This window comes from Mycobacterium sp. ITM-2016-00317 (assembly GCF_002968295.1).
Classification (GTDB): domain Bacteria; phylum Actinomycetota; class Actinomycetes; order Mycobacteriales; family Mycobacteriaceae; genus Mycobacterium.
In genome coordinates this window covers 4,810,444-4,831,405 of the sequence record NZ_CP134399.1, presented here as the reverse complement: position 1 = coordinate 4,831,405, position 20,962 = coordinate 4,810,444, and the positions used below count along the sequence as shown (strand labels likewise).

The window sequence follows — 20,962 nt, the reverse complement described above, 5'->3', positions numbered from 1 at the left end:
ATCGCATTCAGGAAGCGGTCTTTCGACTCGATCAGCGGAAGTCGGTGAAGAAGGCGGCGACGTCCTCGGCGAACAACTCCGGTTGCTCGAACGCCGCGAAGTGACCGCCGCGCGGCATGTCGGTCCACCGGGTGATGTCGTAGTTGGGCTCGCACCAATCTCGGGGCGAACGCAGGATCTCCTTCGGGAACGACGCCACCCCGGTGGGCAAGGTGACGCGGTCGCCGGCACCAAACGCGCCCGAGCTCTCCCAGTACAGTCGCGCCGACGAGGCGCCTGCGCCGTTGGCCCAGTACAGCATCACGTTGTCGAGCATCTCGTCCTTGGTGAGCACGTTCTCGGGATCACCGTCGCAGTCCGTCCATGACCAGAACTTCTCGACGATCCAGGCCAACTGCGCGACCGGTGAGTCGACCAGCCCGTAGCCCAGCGTCTGCGGCCGCGTCGACTGCTGTTTGTTGTATCCCGAGTCCCACTTCCGGTAGTGGGCAAGCCGTTCCAACGCCGCCTGCTCGTCGGCGGTCGGATCGGTGAGATCCTTCGGCGGCCGCCCGAACGGCATGTTCGTGTGGATCGCCACGCAGTGCCCGACGTCGCGTCCGATCTGCGTGGTCACCGCGGCGCCCCAGTCGCCGCCTTGTGCGCCGTAGCGGTCATACCCCAGCCGCACCATGAGTTCGTCCCACGCGGCGGCGATGCGCTGCACCCCCCACCCGGTGGCGGTCGGCTTGCCGGAGAACCCGTAACCGGGTAGCGACGGGCACACCACGTCGAAGCCGGCGTCGACGAGCGGACCGATCACCTTGTGGAACTCCACGATTGAGCCGGGCCACCCGTGGGTGATGACCAGCGGGAAGGCATCGGAACGTGCCGAGCGCTGATGGATGAAGTGAATGTCGAGGCCGTCGATTTCCGTGGTGAACTGATCGAATCGATTCAAAGCGGCTTCCCTTGCCCGCCAGTCATATTCGGTCAGCCAGTAGTCCGCCAGCCGCTGGGTGTAGGCCAGCGGGATGCCCTGGGTCCAATCGTCGACGCACTCGGGTTCCGGCCAGCGGGTGCGCCGCAAACGGTCTTCGAGGTCAGTCAGTACCGAGTCGGCGATATCGATGCGGAACGGCTGGATGGGGTTCATGACACATCCTGGCACAGCGGCCACATGCCGGCCCACGTCCCTTCTGACACTTGCATAATCACAGGTTGTGGGGACCCCGACGCTCATGCTGATCGCCGCGACGACCTTGGCCGCCTGCGTCTGCCTCGGTGCCGCGATCTACGAGGCGCTCGTCGTCGACCCGTATTGGCCCAGGCGGCCGGGCATCATCCAGTCGCGCAACGGCGGCATCGCGCGCGTCCGGTTCTGCTGCCCGCACCGCTGGTCTTCGGGGTGCTGCTGGTCGTCACCCTGGTCGTGACGTGGGGTGACCCCGAGGTCGGGGTCGCGTTGCTGATCGCGCTGGCCGGCCAGGTGGTGATGCGGTTGTGGGCGCTGTTCGACCTGATCCCGCGGGCGGCGGAGTTCGAACGCACCGACCCCGCCGCCGTCGACGAGTCGCTGCGGTCCGGTGGACGAGGAGGAACCTGCTGCGGCTTCCATTGCTGATGCTCACGTCGGGCGCGATGCTGACCGCGCTGACACTCGCCTGATCGCGACCGGCGAAGTATGGGACTCTCGCTGCCGGTGTGATGGGATTGGCAGGTGTCAGAAGGTTCAACGCCCGAAATGGCGGTAACGGCGCGGGCGATCACGATGCGAGGGCCGTGGGGCCCGGTCTACGGTCCAGTGAACCTCGACATCACCGCAGGCGGGGTCACGGTGCTGCTGTGCCCGCCTGGTTCGGGACGCACCGCGCTGCTGATGACGCTGGCGGGCCGGATGCGCCCCATCTCTGGTTCGTTGTCGGTGTTCGGGCACACCCGGGCCCGGGACATCTTCGCCCACGCCGCCCTCGCAGGCATCGACGAACTCGACACCGTTGCAGAATCGGTGACGGTGCGGGACCTGATCACCGAGCAACTGCGCTGGGATGCCAAGTGGTACAAGCTGATCGGACGCGCCGACGAGGACGACCTGGCGCGGGTGTGCGGCCCGGTGTTCGGCGAGCTGCCACTGCCCCCGTTGTCTGAGTTCGTCGAAGAGCTGACCGAACTCGACGGATTGCTGCTCCGTGTCGCGCTGGCGAACACCGCCCGGCCGCCGTTGCTCGTGGTCGGCAACCTGGAGCAGGTCACCAGTGACCGCAGCCGCGATCTGCTGGTGGCCAGGCTGGTCGAACTCGGCCGCGACCAGACCGTCGTCACCGCCGGCGTCAACGAGGTGCGCGGCCATCCCGTCGTCCAGATCGCGGTCGAGAACGTCACCCGCGCCGAGCTTGCGGAACCTCAGAAAGGTGGTGCCTGATGGCGCTTGCCGGAATGTCGCTGGGTACCGATCTCAAGCGCTACTCCCGAGGGCTCATGCCGCGGGTCGCGTTGATCACCATCATCCTGATGCCGCTGCTGTACGGCGCGATGTATCTGTGGGCGTTCTGGAATCCGTTCGCCGAGGTGAACAAGGTGCCGGTGGCGTTGGTCAACGAGGACCGCGGTGCGTCGGCTCAGGGTCAGCCGCTGCGCGCAGGCGACGAGGTCGCCACCGCGCTGATGCAGTCGGGGCAACTCGACTTGACCGAGGTGTCGGGGCAGCAGGCCGCCGAGGGGGTGGCGCGCGGGGACTACTACTTCTCGATCACCCTGCCACCGGACTTCAGCGAGCGTGTCGCGTCGCCCGAGGGCGATGACCCGCAGCAGGCCCAGATCCGGTTCACCTTCAACGACGCCAACAACTACCTGGCCACCATCATCGGGCAGAACGCGTCCCGGGATGTGCTCAACGAGGTCAACGCGAAGATCGGCCAGGGCACGGTCGGCAATGTGTTGACCGGACTCGGTGACGCGGGCCGTGGACTCGAACAGGCCGCCGACGGCGCGCAGCAGTTGGCCACCGGCCTGGATACCGCCGACGACGGCGCCCGACGGCTGACCACCGGCGCGGGCACGTTGTCGTCGGGTCTGGACAGTGCCCGCGCCGGTTCAGCCGAGCTGGCCTCGGGCACAAAACAACTGACGGATGCCGTGGACACCGCGACGGACCCGTTGCTGGAGGTCCTGGATCGTGTCGGCGGCCTGCAACTGAACCCCGACGACGTGGCGATCGCCGCCCAGCATCTGTCCGGGGCAGTCCGCTCGACGACCGAACGCATTGCCGCGCTGAACTTCAACAGCGCGCAGGCGGCGGCGATCGTCGATCAAGCCGTCTGGTTCCTGCAGACCAATCCGGATCCGACGGTGCGCGACGCGGGCCAGGCGCTGGCCGCGGCGCAGCGGCTGCTGCGGTCTCAGGGCATCGACCCGACCACCGATGAGGGCCTGCTTCGGCTGCGTGACAGCGCAGCCCGGCTGGAGAGCGAGTTCGGCGACCCGGGCAGCAAACTGCGTGTCTTCCTGACCAGAGCGCTCAACGGCGGGCTGCGCTCCGATGTCGTCACGCTGCGAGACGGGGTGCACCGGTTGAACGCGGGCGCACGGCAACTCGACTCCGGGCTGGTGCAGTTGGCCGCCGGTGGACGCGAGCTGCACTCGGGGGCAAGTCAACTCGCGGACGGAACGGGGAAGCTGCGCGACGGCAGCCAGGAGCTGGCCACCAAGCTGCAGGAGGGCGCCGGGCAGGTGCCGTCGTGGACTCCGCAGCAGCGCGCCGACGTCGCACAGACTCTGGCGGCGCCGGTGGGGCTGGACGTGGTGAACACCAACCCGGCGGCCACGTTCGGCACCGGCTTTGCCCCGTTCTTCATGCCGCTGGCACTGTTCATCGGTGCGTTGATCATCTGGATGTTGTTGACCCCGTTGCAATCCCGGCCTGTCGTCAACGGCCTCGGGGTACTGCGCGTGGTGCTGGCCTCCTATTGGCCCGGGCTGTTGGTCGCGGTCTGCCAGGTGGCCGTGATGTACGCGGTCGTGCACTTCGGAGTGGGCCTGAACGCCAAGTACCCGTGGGCCACCCTGGCATTCCTGGTATTGATCGCGGGAACGTTCCTGGCGTTGATCCAGGCGTTCAACGCGCTCTTCGGGGTTGCCGTGGGCCGCGTCGTGACCCTGGCCTTCCTGATGCTGCAGCTTGTCTCGGCCGGCGGCATCTATCCGGTGGAGACCACCGCCAAACCGTTCCAGATCATCCATCCGTTCGACCCGATGACTTATGCGGTCAACGGTCTGCGTCAGCTGACCGTCGGTGGGATCGACTCGCGGCTGTGGATCGCGATCGCGGTGCTCTCAGGTCTGTTGGTCATCTCGTTGGCGGCGAGCGCGTGGGCGGCACACCGCAACCGGCAGTACACGATGGATCGACTGCACCCTCCGATAGAGGTATGACGCTCCACTCTGCGTAGCGAACCCACTGAGTGCCTGCAGCTGGGAACATGCGTGCGTGATATGGCCGTCGACGCCATATTTGTGCAGCTGAGGACACTGCATTGCATTATCGAGGGCGATTCTGACGTCGTCGAAAAAACTTCCAGCAACATTCGTGAAAACACAACAACTTGAACTTACTTCGCAGTAATATCGCGGCTTGCTGGATCCAACTCGACAAACAGGAGCTGTATGTACACCACCCTTCGTCCGTATGCGACCGCCGGTGTCGCGATGCTCGGCGCGAGTGCCATCGCCATCGCCCCCGTGGTGGTGGCCCCGGCGATGCCTGACCTCAGGGTGGCAGACCCGGCGGTGGCGCTCAGTGCGGCGATCGACCCGCTGACGCCGCTGCTCGACCTGTTCAACAAGTCCGAGGTCAACTTCGCGAACCTGGCCGGCGCCTGGCTGGAGGCCCCGGCGCCGATCCTGCAGCAGATCATCGCCAACCAGATCGGCTACCTCGGCGAGCTGCCCGACATCGGCGCGATTCTGAGGCAGATGGGCACCAACGTCGGCGCCGCGCTCCAGGCTCCGTTCGCCGAGGACATGAGCACGCTCGCGCCGTTGCACGCGTCCGTCTACGACCTCATCCTCGACGGAGTGCCAGGGGCGATCGAGCCCGCGCCGCCGCAGCTGGTGCCGCTGTTGAAGTTCACCACCACCTACCTCAGCGGTGCGCTGGTCGGACTGGCCGGCCTCGTGATGAACCCGGTGCTGGCCTTGGGCGGGAGTATCCACTCGGTCTTCCAGAGCCTTGGCGGGGAGAACGCGGACTTCGCAGCTGCTCTGAACACGTTGATCAACATCCCCACCACGATGATCAACGCGTTCCTCAACGGTGGGCAGTCGATGAATGTCACGCCGCTGCTGACCGCGCTCGGGCTGAATCTCCCGATCCCCGGCATGGAGGTCGAGCTGAATTTCGGTGGCCTGCTCAGCCCGGGCGGCTCGATGTTCAACAGCCTCGACATCATCTTCGATCCGAACAATCCCGCCGAGGTGCTTCCCGGGCAGGCTGCTGGGTTCATCGGATCCCTGATCGGCCTGACCAAGGCCATCGCGAAGGCCATCGGTTGGGACGGCGAGGGCAACCCGCTGGCACCGCCGCTGACCACCCCCGCGCCGTCGCTGCGGGATGCCGCTGACACGTCGATCCTTGCCGGCCAAACGATCACGTTGGACACCAATGACCAGGCGGTCGCCGATGACGCGGTGACGGCCGACCCGGCCGTCACCACCGGTGGTGACCCCGAGTTCGTCACGGTGCCAGTGGTTTCCGAATCCGCCGAGGATGAGACGGTCGAGGAGGAAGCCGTCGGGGACGAGCCCGAGGAGGCCGCCGAGCCCGAGCTCGACGCGGGTGCCGACGAGGAGACCGTGCCCGACGAAGAAGCCGACGACGAGGCCGGCGATGCAGCCGACGACGAGGCCGGCGATGCAGCCGACGACGAGGCCGGCGATGCAGCCGACGACGAGGCCGGCGATGCAGCCGACGCGGGCAGCGACGACGCAGGCAGCGACTCCGATGGCGACTCGGACAGCGGCTCGGACAGCGACTCGGGCTCGACCGGTGGCTCCGACGCCGGCGAGTAGCCGCACCCCCTGACCGCACCTACCCGGTCAAGCGCCGAAATTGCATTCCGTGCGCCGATTTCACGAAATCGCCCGCACGGAATGCAATTTCGGCGCGCTCAGGTGGGTAGGCCGATGCGGCGGTAGCGCTCCAGCCGGGCGGCCAGTCGCTGCTCGTCGGGAACTTCGCGAATCCGGTGCAGTTCGGCAGCGATCGTCGCCGACAACCGCTGCGTGAACGCCTTGGGCTCGTCGGCGGCATCCGGGTGCTCGGGCACGATCGCATCGACGATGCCGTTGCGCAGCAGGTCCACCGACCGAATACCCTGGGCGGCAGCGAGTTCCGGGGCATGGTCGACGTCTCGGAAGACGATCGCGCTGGCCCCTTCCGGCGGCAGCGGCGCCAGCCAGCCGTGCAGCGCGGCCAGCACCCGATCGGCGGGCACCATCGCCAGCGCCGGGCCGCCGCTGCCCTGCCCGAGCAGCACCGAGATCGTCGGGGTGTCGAGGGTGACCAGCTCCGCCAGGCAGCGGGCGATCTCGCCGGCCAGCCCACCCTCTTCCGCCTCGGCCGACAACGCCGGGCCCGCGGTGTCGATGACGAGCACGAGCGGCAGCTTCAAGCCGGCCGCCAGCGCCATGCCTCGGCGCGCTTCCCGCAACGCCGCCGGGCCGACCAGACCGCCGACCACCCGCTGCTGCCCGAGCACCACCGCCGGCTGACCGCCGAACCGGGCCAGCGCGAGCAGCATGGTCGCCGCCTCTCCCTGGCCCGTCCCCGACAGCAGCACCCGTTCGGTGGCGCCGTACCGAAGCAGCGCGCCGACCCCGGGCCGGTCCGGGCGCCGGGAGATCTCCACCGACTCCCAGGCCGGCACGTCCGGCTGCGGTTCGGGCTCCGGGGTCTCGGGCGGCTCGCCGGGGGAGTCGGAGACGACCTTGAGCGCGCGGTCGAGCGTGGCGCGCAGCGCGTCGAGTGGGATGACGGCGTCGACGACGCCGTGTCGCTGCAGGTTCTCCGCGGTCTGGATTCCAGACGGGAACGGCTCGCCGTAGAGGTGCTCGTACACCCGCGGACCGAGGAAACCGATCAGCGCGCCGGGTTCGGCGGCGGTGACGTGCCCGAGGGAACCCCACGACGCGAACACCCCGCCGGTGGTCGGATGCCGCAGGTACACCAGGTAGGGCAGGTGGGCCTTCTTGTGCAGTTCGACGGCGGCGGCGATCTTGACCATCTGCAGGAACGCGACCGTGCCCTCCTGCATGCGGGTGCCGCCGGAGCTCGGGGACGCCAGCAGCGGCAGCCGCTCCGCGGTGGCGCGCTGCACCGCGGCGGTGATGCGTTCGGCCGCGGCCACCCCGATGGAGCCGGCCAGGAAGTCGAACTCGCAGGCCACCAGCGCCACCCGCCGGCCGAATACCCGGCCCTCGCCGGTCACCACCGACTCGTCGAGGCCGGTCTCGGCCGCGGCCTCGTCGAGTTCTTCGCGGTAGGCCGCCGAAGTCGGCACGGCCAGCGGAGGTCCGTCCCAGCTGAGGAAAGACCCTTCGTCCAGCAGGGCGTCACGCAGCGCAAGGGCGCGGATCCGGCTCACAGGAAAAGGCTAATAGTCTGTCCACATGATTGGAGTCACCCGCGACGGCAACGTGATGACACTCGAGCTGCAGCGTCCGGAGAGGCGCAACGCGCTCAACGCCGAACTCGTCGACGGCCTGCGCGACGCGATCGAGAAGGCCGCGACGGAGGACGTCCGCGCGATCGTGATCACCGGCGCCGGCCACGTGTTCAGCTCGGGGGCGGATCTGTCGGGCGGTCAGGGCGTCGCCGACGAGCTGCCCGGCAAGGCCAAGGAGCTCAACCTCGCGATCGACCGCGCCCCGCTGCCGGTCATCGGCGCGATCAACGGCCCGGCGATCGGCGCGGGCGTCATCCTGTCGATGATCTGCGACCTGCGGGTGGTCGCGCCCGAAGCCTACTTCCAGTTCCCCGTCGCGAAATACGGTATCGCGCTGGACAACTGGAGCATCCGCCGGTTGACTTCGCTGGTCGGGGCCGGCCGAGCCCGGGGCATGCTGCTGGCCGCCGAGCGGCTCACCGCCGACGTCGCGCTGCAGACCGGCATGGCCAACCGGATCGGCACGCTGGCCGACGCACAGGCGTGGGCGCAGGAGATCGCCGGCTTCGCGCCGCTGGCCCTGCAGCACGCTAAGCGGGTGCTCAACGACGACGGCGCCTACGAGGACCCCTGGCCGGCGCACCAGGAACTCTTCGACCGAGCGTGGGCCAGCCAGGACATCATCGAGGCGCAGGTGGCGCGCATCGAGAAGCGCCCACCCCGGTTCACGGGCGCCTGATCATGACGCGGACGGCTCTGCGCTACGGGTTCGGGACAGCGTCACTGCTTGCCGGTGGATGGGTGCTGCGTGCCCTGCAGGGCACGCCCGCCTCGCTGGGGGCCACCCCGGCCGAAGTCGCGCCGGTGGCCCGCCGCTCACCGCACTACCGGGACGGGAAGTTCGTCAACCTGGAGCCGCCGTCGGGCATCACGATGGATCGTGACCTGCAGCGCATGCTGCTGCGCGACCTCGCCAACGCCGCGTCCCAGGGCAAGCCGCCCGGGCCGATCCCGCTGGCCGCACCGCCGGCGATGGATCCGACGCCCGTGCCTGCGGCGGCCAGCTGGTACGGCCACTCCAGCGTGCTGGTCGAGGTCGACGGGTACCGGGTGCTGGCGGACCCGGTGTGGAGCAACAGGTGCTCGCCCTCGCGTGCGGTCGGACCGCAGCGCTTGCACGCCGTGCCGGTGCCGCTGGAGGCACTTCCCGCCGTGGACGCCGTCGTGATCAGCCACGACCACTACGACCACCTCGACATCGACACCATCGTCGCGCTGGCGCACACGCAGCGGGCCCCGTTCGTGGTGCCGCTGGGCATCGGCGCGCACCTGCGCAAGTGGGGCATCCCCGGGGGGCGGATCGTCGAGCTGGACTGGCACGAAGCCCACCGCATCGGCGACCTGACGTTGATCTGCACCCCGGCGAGGCACTTCTCCGGCCGGCTGTTCTCCCGCGACTCGACGCTGTGGGCGTCGTGGGTGATCACCGGCCCGTCGCACAAGGCGTTCTTCGGTGGCGACACCGGATACACGAAGAGCTTTGCCGAGATCGGCGACCAGTACGGTCCGTTCGATCTGACCCTGCTGCCGATCGGGGCCTACCATCCCGCGTTCGCCGACATCCACATGAACCCCGAGGAGGCGGTGCGCGCGCATCTGGACCTGACCGAGGTGGACAAGAGCCTGATGGTGCCGATCCACTGGGCCACGTTCCGCCTCGCGCCGCATCCGTGGGCCGAGCCCGCCGAGAGGTTGCTGAGCGCCGCCGATGCCGAGCGGGTACGCCTGACCGTGCCGATTCCCGGTCAGCGGGTGGACCCGGAGTCGACATTCGACCCGTGGTGGCGGTTCTGAACCGCGGCGACACGCTACGGTGCTGGGATGAATTCACCGGTCAGGTTCGGCGCGCTCGTCCTGGCAGTCGCGCTACTGGGAGGGTGCGGCGGTAAGGACGCCGAGACGCCTGCCGCGGGTCCGTCGGCGAGTCCGGTTTCCGACGTGCCGCCGCCCCTGGTCCCGGCGATGCCGCTACCGGAGAACGCCGTCGCGGACGCCGTCGGCAAACTGGATGGCATCGCCGAGGAGCTGATGTCCGAGTCCGGGATCCCAGGCATGGCCGTAGCGGTGGTACAGGGTGGAAAGACTGTGTACGCGAAGGGGTTCGGGGTGAAGAACCTCGACCTCCCGGACGGCCCGGACAATCGGGTGGACGCCGACACCGTGTTCCAGTTGGCCTCGCTGTCCAAGCCGCTGAGCGCGACGGTCGTGGCCGGGCTGGTCGGGCAGGGGCAGGTCGGCTGGGGCACCCCGATCGTGTCCAGGCTGCCGTGGTTCGCGCTGTCGGATCCCGCCGTCACCCAGATGGTCACGGTGGGGGACATGTTCTCGCACCGTTCCGGGTTGCCCGATCACGCCGGGGACCGGCTCGAAGATCTCGGCTACGACCGGCGGCAGATCCTGGAACGGCTGCGCGACCTGCCACTGGACCCGTTCCGGATCTCCTATGCCTACACCAACTTCGGCCTGACCGCGGGCGCCGAGGCGGTGGCGGCCGGCACCGGGAAGAGCTGGGAGGATCTGGCGCGGGAGACGATGCTCAATCCGTTGGGCATGGGCGTCACCAGCTACCAGTTCAGCGACTACGCGGCCAGGCCGGACCGCGCGGTGGGCCACATCCACCTCGACGGCAAATATGTGCCGCGCTATGTTCGCGACGCGCAGGCACAGTCACCGGCCGGCGGTGCGAGCTCGTCGGTCAACGACATGACCCGGTGGATGGCGATGGTGCTGGCAGACGGGCAGCACGAGGGCAAGGCGTTGGTCGACCCGGAGGCGCTGCTGCCCGCGCTCACCCCGCAGGTGGTCTCGGCGCGCGGCACGGAGCCGGCGATGAGGTCGGGCTTCTACGGCTACGGCTTCAACGTGAGCACCACCTCCAGTGCGCGCACCCAGCTCAGCCATTCCGGCGCGTTCGAACTCGGGGCGGCGAGCACCGTGGTCTTCCTGCCCGCGGCCGACGTCGCGATCATCGCGCTCACCAATGCGACCCCCGCAGGCATCCCGGAGGCGCTGACCGCGCAGTTCGCCGACCTGGTGCAGTTCGGGGAGGTCCGCGAGGATTGGTATGGGTTGTACGGCAAGGCTTTCGGGGACATGGACGAGCCGGTGGGCAGTCTCGTCGGTCGTGAGCGGCCCGCCGCGGCGAAGCCGTCCGCACCGCTGCCGTCCTATACCGGGGTGTACCGCAACGAGTACTGGGGGCCCGCGACCGTCGCCGAACGCGACGGACGGCTGGAGCTCACGATGGGCCCGCGCGGCGTCTTCGAGCTGACCCCGTGGGACGGTGACGTGTTCACGTTCCCGGTGTCGTCGGAGAACGCCCCGCCCGGAACGATTTCCATGGCGACCTTCGCCGGGGGCACGCTCACTCTGGAGTACTTCGACGACGAGGGCAGGGGGGTCTTCACCCGATGACGACGTCGGTGGTCGCCGGCCTGTCCGACGCCGAGGTCGCCCAGCGTGTCGCTGAGGGCAAGACCAACGACGTCCCCACCAGGGCGGCCCGAAGCGTGTCGGACATCGTCCGCGGCAACGTGTTCACCCGCATCAACGCCATCCTCGGTGTGCTGTTGATCATCGTGCTCTCCACCGGGTCGGTGATCAACGGCGCCTTCGGGCTGCTGATCGTCGCCAACAGCGCGATCGGCATCATCCAGGAGTTGCGGGCCAAACGGACCCTGGACCAGCTCGCCATCGTGGGGCAGGCGAAACCGTTGGTGCGCAGGCAGTCCGGGACCGCTCCGCTGCCGCCCAGCGAGGTGGTCCTCGACGACGTCATCGAACTGGGCCCCGGCGACCAGATCGTCGTCGACGGCGTGATCCTGGAGGACGCCAACCTCGAGGTCGACGAATCGCTGCTGACGGGGGAAGCCGACCCCATCGCCAAAGTCGTCGGCGACCACGTGATGTCGGGCAGCTTCGTGGTGGCCGGCAGCGGCGCCTACCGGGCCACCAAGGTGGGCCGGGAGGCCTACGCGGCGAAACTCGCCGAGGAGGCCAGCAAGTTCACGTTGGTGAAATCCGAACTGCGCAACGGGATCAACAAGATCCTGCAGTTCATCACCTACCTGCTGGTCCCGGCCGGCGCGTTGATCATCTACACCCAGCTGTTCACCACGGACGCCGGCTGGCGGGAGTCGGTGCTGCGCATGGTGGGCGCACTGGTGCCGATGGTGCCCGAAGGGCTGGTGCTGATGACCTCGATCGCGTTCGCGGTCGGGGTGATCCGGCTGGGCCGCCGTCAGTGTCTTGTCAACGAGCTGCCCGCGATCGAGGGCCTGGCCCGCGTCGACGTGGTGTGCGCGGACAAGACCGGCACGCTGACCGAGAACGGCATGCGGGTCAGCAACCTCGAACAGTTCGGTGAGTCGGCGGTGACCGACGTGCTGGCCCAGCTGGCCGCCGACGACGCCCGGCCCAATGCGAGCATGGCCGCGATCGCCGAGGCCTACCCGAGCCCACCCGGCTGGACCGCGACCGCCGCCGCACCGTTCAAATCGGCGACCAAGTGGAGCGGGACCACCTACCGGGACCACGGCAACTGGGTGATCGGGGCGCCGGACGTGCTGCTGGACCCGGCCTCGCCGGTCGCCGAGGAGGCGGAGCGGATCGGTGCGCAGGGATTGCGGGTGCTGCTGCTCGCGTCCAGCGACCGGCCGGTCGACGCGCCCGACGCCCCGGGCACGGTGACCCCGGCCGCGCTGGTGGTGCTGGAGCAGCGTGTCCGTCCCGACGCCCGGGACACCCTCGAGTACTTCGCCGCCCAGCGGGTCCTCATCAAGGTCATCTCCGGTGACAACGCGGTGTCGGTGGGGGCGGTGGCGGGCTCGCTCGGGCTGGAGGGCGAGACGATGGACGCCCGCCGGCTGCCGGCGCAGCAGGATGCGCTCGCCGAGACGCTGGAGGAGTACACGACGTTCGGCCGGGTACGGCCCGACCAGAAGCGCGCGATGGTGCATGCGCTGCAGTCCCGTGGGCACACCGTGGCGATGACCGGGGACGGCGTCAACGACGTGCTCGCGCTCAAGGACGCCGACATCGGCGTCGCGATGGGTTCGGGCAGCTCGGCCTCGCGTGCGGTGGCGCAGATCGTGCTGCTGGACAACAAGTTCGCCACGCTGCCCTATGTCGTGGGTGAGGGCCGGCGGGTGATCGGCAACATCGAGCGGGTCTCGAATCTGTTTCTCACCAAGACGGTGTACTCGGTGTTGCTGGCGGTGCTCGTCGGTCTGGCCGGGTTGTCGGCGAAGTTGTTCGGCTCCGATCCGCTGCTCTTCCCGTTCCAGCCCATCCACGTCACGATCGCGGCGTGGTTCACCATCGGTATCCCGGCGTTCATCCTGTCGCTGGCACCGAACAACGAACGCGCGCAACCGGGTTTCGTGCGCCGCGTGATGACCGCGGCGCTGCCGTCCGGCATCGTCGTCGGCGCGGCGACGTTCACGTCGTACCTGCTCGCCTACCAGGGGCGGGCGGCCACCGAGACCGAGCAGACGCAGGCCTCCACCGCGGCGCTGATCACCCTGCTGGTGTCGGCGGTGTGGGTGCTCTCGGTGGTGGCACGCCCCTACGAATGGTGGCGCGTGTTGCTGGTGGCGGTCTCTGCCCTGGCCTATGTGGTGATCTTCAGCATCCCGGCCGCATGCGAGCTGTTCATCCTTGATCCGTCGAATGCGGCGATCACGTCGATGGCATTGGGAATCGGGTTCGCCGGCGCCGCGGCGATCGAGTTGTTGTGGTGGGTCGAGGGCCGGGTGCTGGGGGAAAGTCGCAGACTGTGGCGACCGCGCGAGGGCTAAGGTTGGGTATGGGATTTCTGGACAAGGCGAAGGCTCTTCTCTCGAAGAATGCTGACAAGGTCGACACGGTGATCGACAAGGCCGGCGAGATGGTCGACAAGCGGACGCACGGCAAGTACGCGTCGCACGTGGACAAGGTGCAGGAAGCGGCCAGGAAGGCCGTCGCCAACAATGCCGGTGACGTGCCGCCGGGCGGGGACTCCGGCCAGGTGCCGCCGACTCAGCCGCCCCCGAGCACGCCGCCCCCGAGCAGCCCGCCCTCGAACAACCCGCCGCCGACAACGCCTCCGCAGCAGCCGCCGACGGCCCCGCCGACCTCGTAGGCGGACATTGAGGTATGGCCAAACTCTCGGTCTCCGTCGACGTTCCGCTGCCGCCCGAGAAGGCGTGGGAGAGCGCGTCGGATCTGTCCCGCTACAAGGAGTGGCTGTCCATCCACCGGGTGTGGCGGTCCAAGCTGCCCGACGTCATCGAAAAGGGCACCAAGCTCGACTCGATCGTCGAGGTCAAAGGTATGCCCAACCGGGTGAGCTGGACGGTGGTGCACTACCGCCCGCCGGAGGCGATGACGCTCAACGGTGACGGCAAGGGTGGTGTCAAGGTCAAGCTGATCGGCAAGATCAAGCCGAGCCCGCAAGATCCGGCGGCGTCGACCGTCACGTTCGACGTCCATCTGGGTGGGCCCGCCCTGTTCGGGCCGATCGGGATGGTGGTCGCCGGTGCGCTCAAGGGTGACATCCAGGAGTCGCTGAACCGCTTCAAGGCCGTCTTCGCGCCGTCCTGAGCCTCCGACGTGGCGCTGCTACGCGTCGCCGACTGACTCGGCCAGCGCCACCGCGATCTCGGTGGCGCCCGCGATCACCTCGAAGGTGTGGCCCGCCGTGGCCGGCGCATCCAGCACCGCGACCAGCACTGCCGCGACATCGGCGCGCGGAATGCTGCCACGGCCGGTGTGCTCGCCAATGGTGACCCGACCGGTCGGGTCGCCGTCGGTGAGCAGTCCTGGCCGCACGATCGTGGTGAGAAGACCTGTGCGCGCGCGGATCACGTCGTCGGCGGCGCCCTTGGCGCGCAGATAGGCGACGAAGACCTCATCGCCGGCGTCGTCGGGGGCCTCGGCGTCGGCGCCCATCGACGAGATCATCACGTAGCGCCGCACACCGGCGGCTTCGGCGGCGTCGGCCAGCAGGATCGCGGCGTCACGGTCGACGGTCTCCTTGCGGGCCGCCCCGCTGCCCGGTCCGGCGCCGGCGGCGAAGATGACCGCGTCGGCACCGCGCAGATGGGTGGACACCACGCCGTTGGTGGTGTTCTCCAGGTCGAGGAGGATCGGCTCGGCACCCGCGACACGAAGGTCGTCGGCCTGGTCGGGATTGCGGATGAAGCCCGCCACCGAATCGCCGCGCGCCGACAGCAGTCGCGAGGTGATCAGAGCGATCTTGCCGTGCCCGCCGGCGATGACGACCCGCATGACCTACCTCTTTCCCAGATGTGAACACGAGCGACACCACCAATGTATCCACGATGGTGGACCGCGACGTGCCGGCCGCCGCATCGTAACCCCGCCGGTTCAGTCGTGGTTTCCGGCGTCGCGGCCAGCGGGTGTGAACGTGACTGGGACGGAGAGGAATCCGCGGGTGATCGAGTTGCCGCGAAACCGGGCCGGACGGGTGGGGTCCAGCGCGAGGTCCGGCAGTCTGGTGAGCGCCTGCTGCACGCCGACCTGGAGCTCGAGGCGGGCCAGGTTGGAGCCGAGGCACCGGTGCACTCCGGCGCCGAAGCCGAGGTGGCGGTTCTCGCTGCGGTCGAGGAGGCATTGGTCGGCATCGGGGAACACGTCGTCGTCACGGTTGGCCGACGCGAAGTTCACCACCACGGTGTCGCCGGCGCGGAAGAGGTGGCCGTCGAGTTCGACGTCCTCGACCACGGTGCGGTGCAGCCCGTGGATCGACCCGGCGTAGCGGATCAGTTCCTCGACAGCACGCGGCAGCAGATCGGGTTCGGACAGGATCCGCTGCCGGTCCTCGGGATGGGCGGCGAAGTGATGGAAGGCGAAGGACATCGCGCTGGCCGTGGTTTCGAGCCCGGCCTGCACCAGCAGCATCGCGTTGGCCACGATATCCTCGAAAGTCAGCTTTTCGCCGTCGATCTCGGCCGACAGCAGCACGTCGACCATGTCGTCGCGTGCGGGTCGCCCGCCGCGCGCCGTGACCGTGTCGTGGATGTGCTGGTACAGCTCGCCCCACGCGGACATGCGGATGGGCTCGGTGTCGCCGTTGAGCGCGGTGTCCGTGAGGTCGAAACACACCGTCACGTCCTCGGTCGGCATGCCGAGAACGTACTTGAACAGCACGATGCCGGGCTGAAGCCACGCGACGCGGGCAAGGTCACCGACGCCTGCCGCGGCGAAATCGTCGATCAGCATGTCGGTTTCGGCGGTGATCTGCGGCCGCAGCGCCTTCATCCGCGCCGGCGAGAAGTACGGGTTGAGCACCCTGCGGAACTTCTGCTGGCGCGGCGGATCCATCATCACCACCAGATCCCCGACGACGAACTCGGCGGATCCGGGTAAGGGGTTGCTGGAGAAGTGCTCCCAGTCCTGGGCGATCCGGTAACAGTCGGCGTAGCGCGTCGCGACCCACGCGCCGCCTGGCGGGTCGCCGAGAAACGGTGTGCCGGTGTGGGGGAACGGGCATCCCTTCCGCATCACCGAGTAGACGTCGTAAATCAGGTCGGGGTCGTTGAAGTCCTCATGACGCAGATCCCAGTTGTCGGCATGCTGGTCCGGCGTCAGCGTCACGGCGACACCGCCGCACGGGCTTCGCGCTCCTCATGGATGCGCACCAGTTCACGGAAACCGATCCGGTTGTACTGCGGGACCGGCTGGATGCCCCACTGGTCCTGCGCAGTGTCCTTACCCTCCGCGCCCTCCGGCGGGCCGAACGCCGGATACGGCACCTGGCATTCGAGTGCGTCGTCGGAGTACCGGACCTTGAGGAGTTCGCTGCAGATCTCGGTGAGGCTCAGGGTGGGGTAGCCGTAGTACACGGCCATGAACGGCAACGTGAACGCACCCTCGATGACGAGCGCGACCAGGCACACCAGCACCGCGCGCTTGATCCACTTGTGCATCCGCGCGTAATACGGGGTGGTGCCCGGCGGCAGGTCCTCGGCGGTCTTCTCGTCTGTGGTGGTCATGATCGGCTCCTTGAAGGTGTTCAGTCCGTGAAGATTTCGCGGTTGACCGTGTGCAGGTAGGGGATCGCCAGGAACGGGGTGATGTAGAAGATGTCGTAGAGCCACCAGCCGATGACCGGGAACACCACGCCGGCGTAGCGCACATCGGCGTACATGGTCATGTTGAACACGTACAGGCACCAGATGAGCACGCCCATCCAGCAGGTGATGATCATCCACTGGTGGCCCCAGCGCTTCATCTGCAGAAAGCCGATCGCCGCGGCGCACCGCATAGCGAAGACCGTGAGGATCATGCCGAACACCATCGACTTCTCGCCCGGAGCGGCGGCCCCGCCGATCCACGCCTCGTTGTAGTGCCAGAAGTAGCCGGCGTTGAACATGGCGCCCCAGCCGACCATCAGCACGCGGTTGATCAGCGTGTGGTTGGCGACCAGGTCGAGCGCCCAGCCGAGGCTGTTGAGCATGCCGTCGATCAACACCAGATAGCCGATCAGCGTGACGATCATCGGCCGGACCGAAAGCCCTGCCTGCAGCGCCTGCCGCTGCAGCCACACGCCGCGCAGGAAGATCGGCAGCCCGATGAGACCGGGCGCCCACATCCCCATCAGCGCGGCACCGGCGATCATCCACTTGTCCGCCCCGCGCTGGGCCAGCCGGGACCGCTCGTGGTGCTCTTCGAGATTGCCCGAGCCCTGCGCCGGGACACCGGCCGTGACCTTTACCCCCGACTTCCGTTTCAGCATGGGGAGATTCACAGATACCACCATCCGCGCGCAAAGGACATGTAGAGCTGGATCAGGAACATCGTGAGCAGGTAGCCGTAGATGACGATCTGCAACACGATCAGTGCCCGCTTGCGCTTCTTTTCCTTCTGGTCCACCATCTCGGTCTCCTCCTCGTGCTCTAGATGGGGCTGTCTGCGTCGGCCAGGCCGGCCGCGGCGACCTCGCGCAGTCCGTCGGTGACGGCGCCGTCACCGGACAGCGGGGCCAGGATGCATGCCTGCGCGGCCTCGAGTTCGGTTGCGCCCGCGGCGATCAGGTGTGCAGCGGTGACCAGCACCCGGGTCGACGGCGGCTCGAAGCGGAAGGCTTCGTCAGCGGTACGGATCGCCGTGGCACACCGCACCAGCCGCTGGGCACTGCCCGGCGTGATGCCTGCCTCGGCGACGATCACCTCGGCCTCCCGGTCGGGCGCCAGGTAGCTCATCGGCAGCGTCACAAAGCGTTGCCGGAACGAGGGTTTGAGTTCCTTGAGGGAGCTGCGATAGGCGGGGTTGTACGAGCAGACCAGCATGAAGGTCTCGGGCGCCTGCACCACTTCGCCCGCCCGGTCGAGGTAGAGAGTGCGCCGGTGATCGGTCAGTGAGTGCAGCACGGCGAGCGAGTCGTGCCGCGCCTCGACGACCTCGTCGAGGTAGCAGATGGCGCCGGCCTTGACGGCACGCGTCAGCGGCCCGTCGGTCCACACCACGTCACCGCCGGTGACCATGAACCGGCCGACCAGATCGGAGCTGGTCAGATCGTCGTGGCAGCTGATAGTCACAACGGGACGGCGCAGCAGCAGACCCATGTGCTCGACGAGCCGCGTCTTGCCGCAGCCGGTCGGGCCGGTGAGCATGACGGGCAAGCGCTGTCGGTAGGCCTGCTCGAACAGCCGCACCTCGGCGCCGTTCGCGTAGTAGGTGTCGTTCATGCCGAAACCAACTCTCTGTGGACATGGGCGAGGACACGCGGTAGGTCTTCGACCCGGCGGATCCGTTGGGATCGTCGGGGCCCGAACACCTCCGGCAACGGGTCGACCGTCGCGGGGCCGATGCCGACGTAGTACACCGCCACGCCGGCCTCATCGGCCTCTTCGACAGCGTGGGCGGCGTCGGCCCACGCGTAGCGGCCTTCGTAGCCCTCGTCGGAGATCAGCCCGTCGCCGATGACGATGAGCAGCCGGCGCTCGGACGGCTGAGCGAGCAACCTGCTGGTCAGGTGCCGCAACGGCGCGCCGAGGCGGGTATAGCCGCCGGTGGACAGACCCAGGCTGCTCGGCGGGACGAAGCGTCGGTCGGCAAAGTCCTTGAGGCAGTCGACTTCGACGCGGTGGCGGGTGTTGCCGGTGAAGACGAAGATGCCGTGCCGTTCGCGGGCAGCCGTCATCGCCCTGGACAGCGCGTCGGCGCACGCCAGCTCGAGCCTGAAGATGGAGCCGCCGTGCACGCCCAGCGACGAGCTTCCGTCGAGCAGCAGGGCGGTCGTCACGTCGCGGCCGGCCGGCATCAGCTCGCGGAAGATGCGCGGTTCGACGGCCTCGCCGATGGACACGTCGAGGTAGTGGCCGACGTATCGGTCGACGTCGATGTCGGATCCGTCTTCGAGGCGGTTCTTCATCGCCCGGTGGGTGTTCTTCTCGAACCACTTCCGGACGTCGACCGTGATGACACCGGCCTCGCCGGTGCGGCCGTCATGGGTGCGTTCGACGACGGCGACGTGGTCGGGCATGAAGCTGCTGGTCCACTCGTTCCATTCCGGATAGGGGATGCCCGGGCGGTGTTCGGGGGTGACGTCGAGGTCGTTGTCCTGGGGCCGGCTCGGCGGCGGCAGGTTGGAGTTGCGGACGCCGCCGTCGCCGCCGGCGCACCGAGTAAGGCCGCGGGAGCCGCTTCTGGTTCGTCGTCCAGGGCATCCGCCCGAAGGTGCGGCGTAATCTGTCGGTCAGCCCCTGCGGCGCGATGAACGCGCGCGGCAGCGTCCCGAGCAGCGGGTCGATGTCGAGTGACTGCGAGATGCGGGCCAATACGACGGCCCGGTTGAGCATCTCCTCGGCGTCCATCTCCGCGTCGGCGGGCACCAGCGCGGGAACATGTCGGCGCACCGCGGGCAGCAGGCCGGGCCAGGTCGCGGCTATCCAGCCCAGAGCCACTCCGGCTTCGACGAGGGACAGCGCGTTGAGCTCGCGAGCGGAGAGTTCGTTGAGCCGGTACTCGGACAGGCGTTCCTTGCTGGGCGAACACTGCAGGGCCACACCACATGTCACGCTTCTGCGGGTCCAATCCCGGTTGGGCACCGGGTACGGGACATGGACGACATCGAGCGCGGAGCTCAGCCCGAAGCCGCGGTGCTGCCCACTGACCAGGCGGACGCCGCTGCGGCGCTGTTCGCTGAGCGCGACGGCAGTCACCGCACAGCTGCGTTCCAACGCCATGGCATGCGAGAGTTCGTCCATCAGGCTCAGAACGTCCCGATGTTGGAGAACATCCAGTACCAGAACCAGATGATCAGTCCGGTGCCGCCCCACGCGGCCACATAGCGCAATATCTCGAATAGCCAGCCGCTCACGTCAATTCCCGTCGTCGTCGTCGTTGTCGTCGTGGTGTTTCGGTGTCGTCATCGGATCGGGGGGCATGGTCACTGAGTTCAGTCGGTGAAGATCTCGCGGTTGACCGAATGGAGGTACGGGATCGCCAGGAACGGGGTGATGTAGAAGATGTCGTAGAGCCACCAACCCACCACCGGCAGCACCACGCCGGCGTAGCGTACGTCGGCGTACATGGTCATGTTGAACACGTACAGGCACCAGATCAGCACTCCCATCCAGCAGGTGACGATCATCCACTGGTGACCCCAGCGCTTCATCTGCAGAAACCCGATGCCCGCGGCAATCCGCATGGTGAAGACGGTCAGGATCATGCCGACTTCCATCGCCTTCTCGCCGGGGCCCGCCGCCCCGCCGAGCCAGAGCTCGTTGTAGTGCCAGAAGTAGCCGGCGTTGAACATCGCACCCCAGCCGTTCAACAGGATTCGGGCCAGAATGGTGTGGCTGGCGACCAGGTCCAGTGCCCAGCCCACGGTGTTGATCGCGGCATCGATGATCACCAGGTAGCCGATGAGGGTGACCAGCATCGGCCGGACCGTGAGCCCGTCACGCTGGGCTTTGCGCAACAACCACACGCCGCGGAGAAACAGCGGCAGGCCGAAGATCCCGAGGGCGGCGGTGCCGATCAGCAGACTGCCGCAGATGAGCCATTTGTCGGCCTGTCGTTGCGCCCGCCGCGAGGCCTCCATGTGTTCGTCGAGCCCACCGGCCGGCAGTCGCGGGGTAGCGCCACCGCTGCCCCTGCTCCGCGTCGGCAGATTCATGGAGACTGACTATAGTCAGTGAATGGGCTGAGTCAATCGTCTTGGCGCCATACCACCGCTGCGCCGAACGTGAGCGTGGGCAGACGTGCACTGGCTCTTCCGCGGGCGGAACGTAAGTTCGGCGTTCTGTGGCGCG

Annotated in this window: 18 protein-coding genes and 2 pseudogenes; 10 read left to right on the top strand and 10 right to left on the bottom strand. The window is 68.1% G+C overall.

Annotation, left to right across the window (positions count from 1 at the left end; all coding sequences use genetic code 11):
• Positions 1-31: 31 nt before the first annotated feature.
• Positions 32-1,135, bottom strand: coding sequence for an alpha/beta fold hydrolase (locus C6A87_RS23180; RefSeq protein ID WP_311114385.1), 1,104 nt, complete (start codon positions 1,133-1,135; stop codon positions 32-34).
• 67 nt (positions 1,136-1,202) lie between these two features.
• Here C6A87_RS23180 and C6A87_RS23175 point away from each other — a divergent pair.
• The 4 genes and pseudogenes from C6A87_RS23175 (at position 1,203) to gjpA (ending at position 6,045) form a co-directional block, all read left to right on the top strand.
• Positions 1,203-1,647 (top strand): annotated as a pseudogene (locus C6A87_RS23175) (hypothetical protein).
• Positions 1,648-1,723: 76 nt separating this feature from the next.
• Positions 1,724-2,401 carry an ATP-binding cassette domain-containing protein gene (locus tag C6A87_RS23170; protein WP_311114384.1) on the top strand — a complete coding sequence of 226 codons (678 nt, stop codon included), beginning with the start codon at positions 1,724-1,726 and terminating at the stop codon, positions 2,399-2,401.
• The gene (locus C6A87_RS23165) at positions 2,401-4,410 is read left to right on the top strand and encodes a YhgE/Pip domain-containing protein (RefSeq protein WP_311114383.1); all 2,010 of its coding nucleotides are present in this window, start codon (positions 2,401-2,403) and stop codon (positions 4,408-4,410) included. Before C6A87_RS23170 ends, C6A87_RS23165 begins: the two co-directional genes overlap by 1 nt.
• Positions 4,411-4,641: 231 nt before the next feature.
• Positions 4,642-6,045 carry an outer membrane porin GjpA gene (gene gjpA / locus C6A87_RS23160; protein WP_311114382.1) on the top strand — a complete coding sequence of 468 codons (1,404 nt, stop codon included), beginning with the start codon at positions 4,642-4,644 and terminating at the stop codon, positions 6,043-6,045.
• A gap of 98 nt (positions 6,046-6,143) precedes the next feature.
• Here the strand turns inward: gjpA and C6A87_RS23155 are convergent, their stop codons facing one another.
• Complete coding sequence (locus tag C6A87_RS23155; protein WP_311114381.1) at positions 6,144-7,619, bottom strand: carboxyl transferase domain-containing protein; 1,476 nt, start codon at positions 7,617-7,619, stop codon at positions 6,144-6,146.
• Between the two features lie 25 nt (positions 7,620-7,644).
• Here C6A87_RS23155 and C6A87_RS23150 point away from each other — a divergent pair, with 25 nt between their 5' ends.
• The 6 genes from C6A87_RS23150 to C6A87_RS23125 are packed head-to-tail and all read left to right on the top strand — an operon-like array spanning position 7,645 to position 14,282.
• Entirely contained in the window at positions 7,645-8,379 is a 735-nt protein-coding gene (locus tag C6A87_RS23150) for an enoyl-CoA hydratase (protein ID WP_311114380.1), read from the top strand.
• Between the two features lie 2 nt (positions 8,380-8,381).
• Complete coding sequence (locus tag C6A87_RS23145) at positions 8,382-9,494, top strand: MBL fold metallo-hydrolase (RefSeq protein ID WP_311114379.1); 1,113 nt, start codon at positions 8,382-8,384, stop codon at positions 9,492-9,494.
• Positions 9,495-9,521: 27 nt separating this feature from the next.
• Positions 9,522-11,114 (top strand): serine hydrolase, encoded by a 1,593-nt coding sequence (locus tag C6A87_RS23140; RefSeq protein WP_311114378.1) that lies wholly within the window; start codon positions 9,522-9,524, stop codon positions 11,112-11,114.
• The gene (locus tag C6A87_RS23135; protein ID WP_311114377.1) at positions 11,111-13,498 is read left to right on the top strand and encodes a cation-translocating P-type ATPase; all 2,388 of its coding nucleotides are present in this window, start codon (positions 11,111-11,113) and stop codon (positions 13,496-13,498) included. The genes C6A87_RS23140 and C6A87_RS23135 overlap by 4 nt, the downstream gene beginning before the upstream one ends.
• Before the next feature lie 8 nt (positions 13,499-13,506).
• Positions 13,507-13,821 carry an antitoxin gene (locus tag C6A87_RS23130; protein ID WP_311114376.1) on the top strand — a complete coding sequence of 105 codons (315 nt, stop codon included), beginning with the start codon at positions 13,507-13,509 and terminating at the stop codon, positions 13,819-13,821.
• Between the two features lie 14 nt (positions 13,822-13,835).
• Positions 13,836-14,282, top strand: coding sequence for an SRPBCC family protein (locus C6A87_RS23125; protein WP_311114375.1), 447 nt, complete (start codon positions 13,836-13,838; stop codon positions 14,280-14,282).
• 18 nt (positions 14,283-14,300) lie between these two features.
• Here C6A87_RS23125 and C6A87_RS23120 read toward each other — a convergent pair whose 3' ends face one another.
• The 8 genes and pseudogenes from C6A87_RS23120 to C6A87_RS23085 all read right to left on the bottom strand — a co-directional run bounded on the left by C6A87_RS23120 (position 14,301) and on the right by C6A87_RS23085 (position 20,826).
• Positions 14,301-14,969, bottom strand: a complete 669-nt coding sequence (locus C6A87_RS23120; protein ID WP_311114374.1) for an NAD(P)H-binding protein — start codon at positions 14,967-14,969, stop codon at positions 14,301-14,303.
• Between the two features lie 99 nt (positions 14,970-15,068).
• Entirely contained in the window at positions 15,069-16,298 is a 1,230-nt protein-coding gene (locus tag C6A87_RS23115) for a cytochrome P450 (RefSeq protein WP_311114373.1), read from the bottom strand.
• Entirely contained in the window at positions 16,295-16,696 is a 402-nt protein-coding gene (locus C6A87_RS23110) for a hypothetical protein (RefSeq protein ID WP_311114372.1), read from the bottom strand. Before C6A87_RS23110 ends, C6A87_RS23115 begins: the two co-directional genes overlap by 4 nt.
• A gap of 20 nt (positions 16,697-16,716) precedes the next feature.
• The gene (locus C6A87_RS23105; RefSeq protein WP_311114371.1) at positions 16,717-17,451 is read right to left on the bottom strand and encodes a hypothetical protein; all 735 of its coding nucleotides are present in this window, start codon (positions 17,449-17,451) and stop codon (positions 16,717-16,719) included.
• On the bottom strand, positions 17,448-17,579 hold the full coding sequence (locus C6A87_RS23100; RefSeq protein WP_311118168.1) for a hypothetical protein: 132 nt from the start codon (positions 17,577-17,579) through the stop codon (positions 17,448-17,450). The genes C6A87_RS23105 and C6A87_RS23100 overlap by 4 nt, the downstream gene beginning before the upstream one ends.
• 20 nt (positions 17,580-17,599) lie before the next feature.
• Entirely contained in the window at positions 17,600-18,391 is a 792-nt protein-coding gene (locus C6A87_RS23095; protein WP_311114370.1) for a CbbQ/NirQ/NorQ/GpvN family protein, read from the bottom strand.
• Positions 18,388-19,912: pseudogene (locus tag C6A87_RS23090) on the bottom strand (nitric oxide reductase activation protein NorD). The gene C6A87_RS23095 and the pseudogene C6A87_RS23090 overlap by 4 nt, the downstream one beginning before the upstream one ends.
• Positions 19,913-20,103: 191 nt before the next feature.
• The gene (locus C6A87_RS23085; RefSeq protein ID WP_311114369.1) at positions 20,104-20,826 is read right to left on the bottom strand and encodes a hypothetical protein; all 723 of its coding nucleotides are present in this window, start codon (positions 20,824-20,826) and stop codon (positions 20,104-20,106) included.
• Positions 20,827-20,962: the final 136 nt, after the last annotated feature.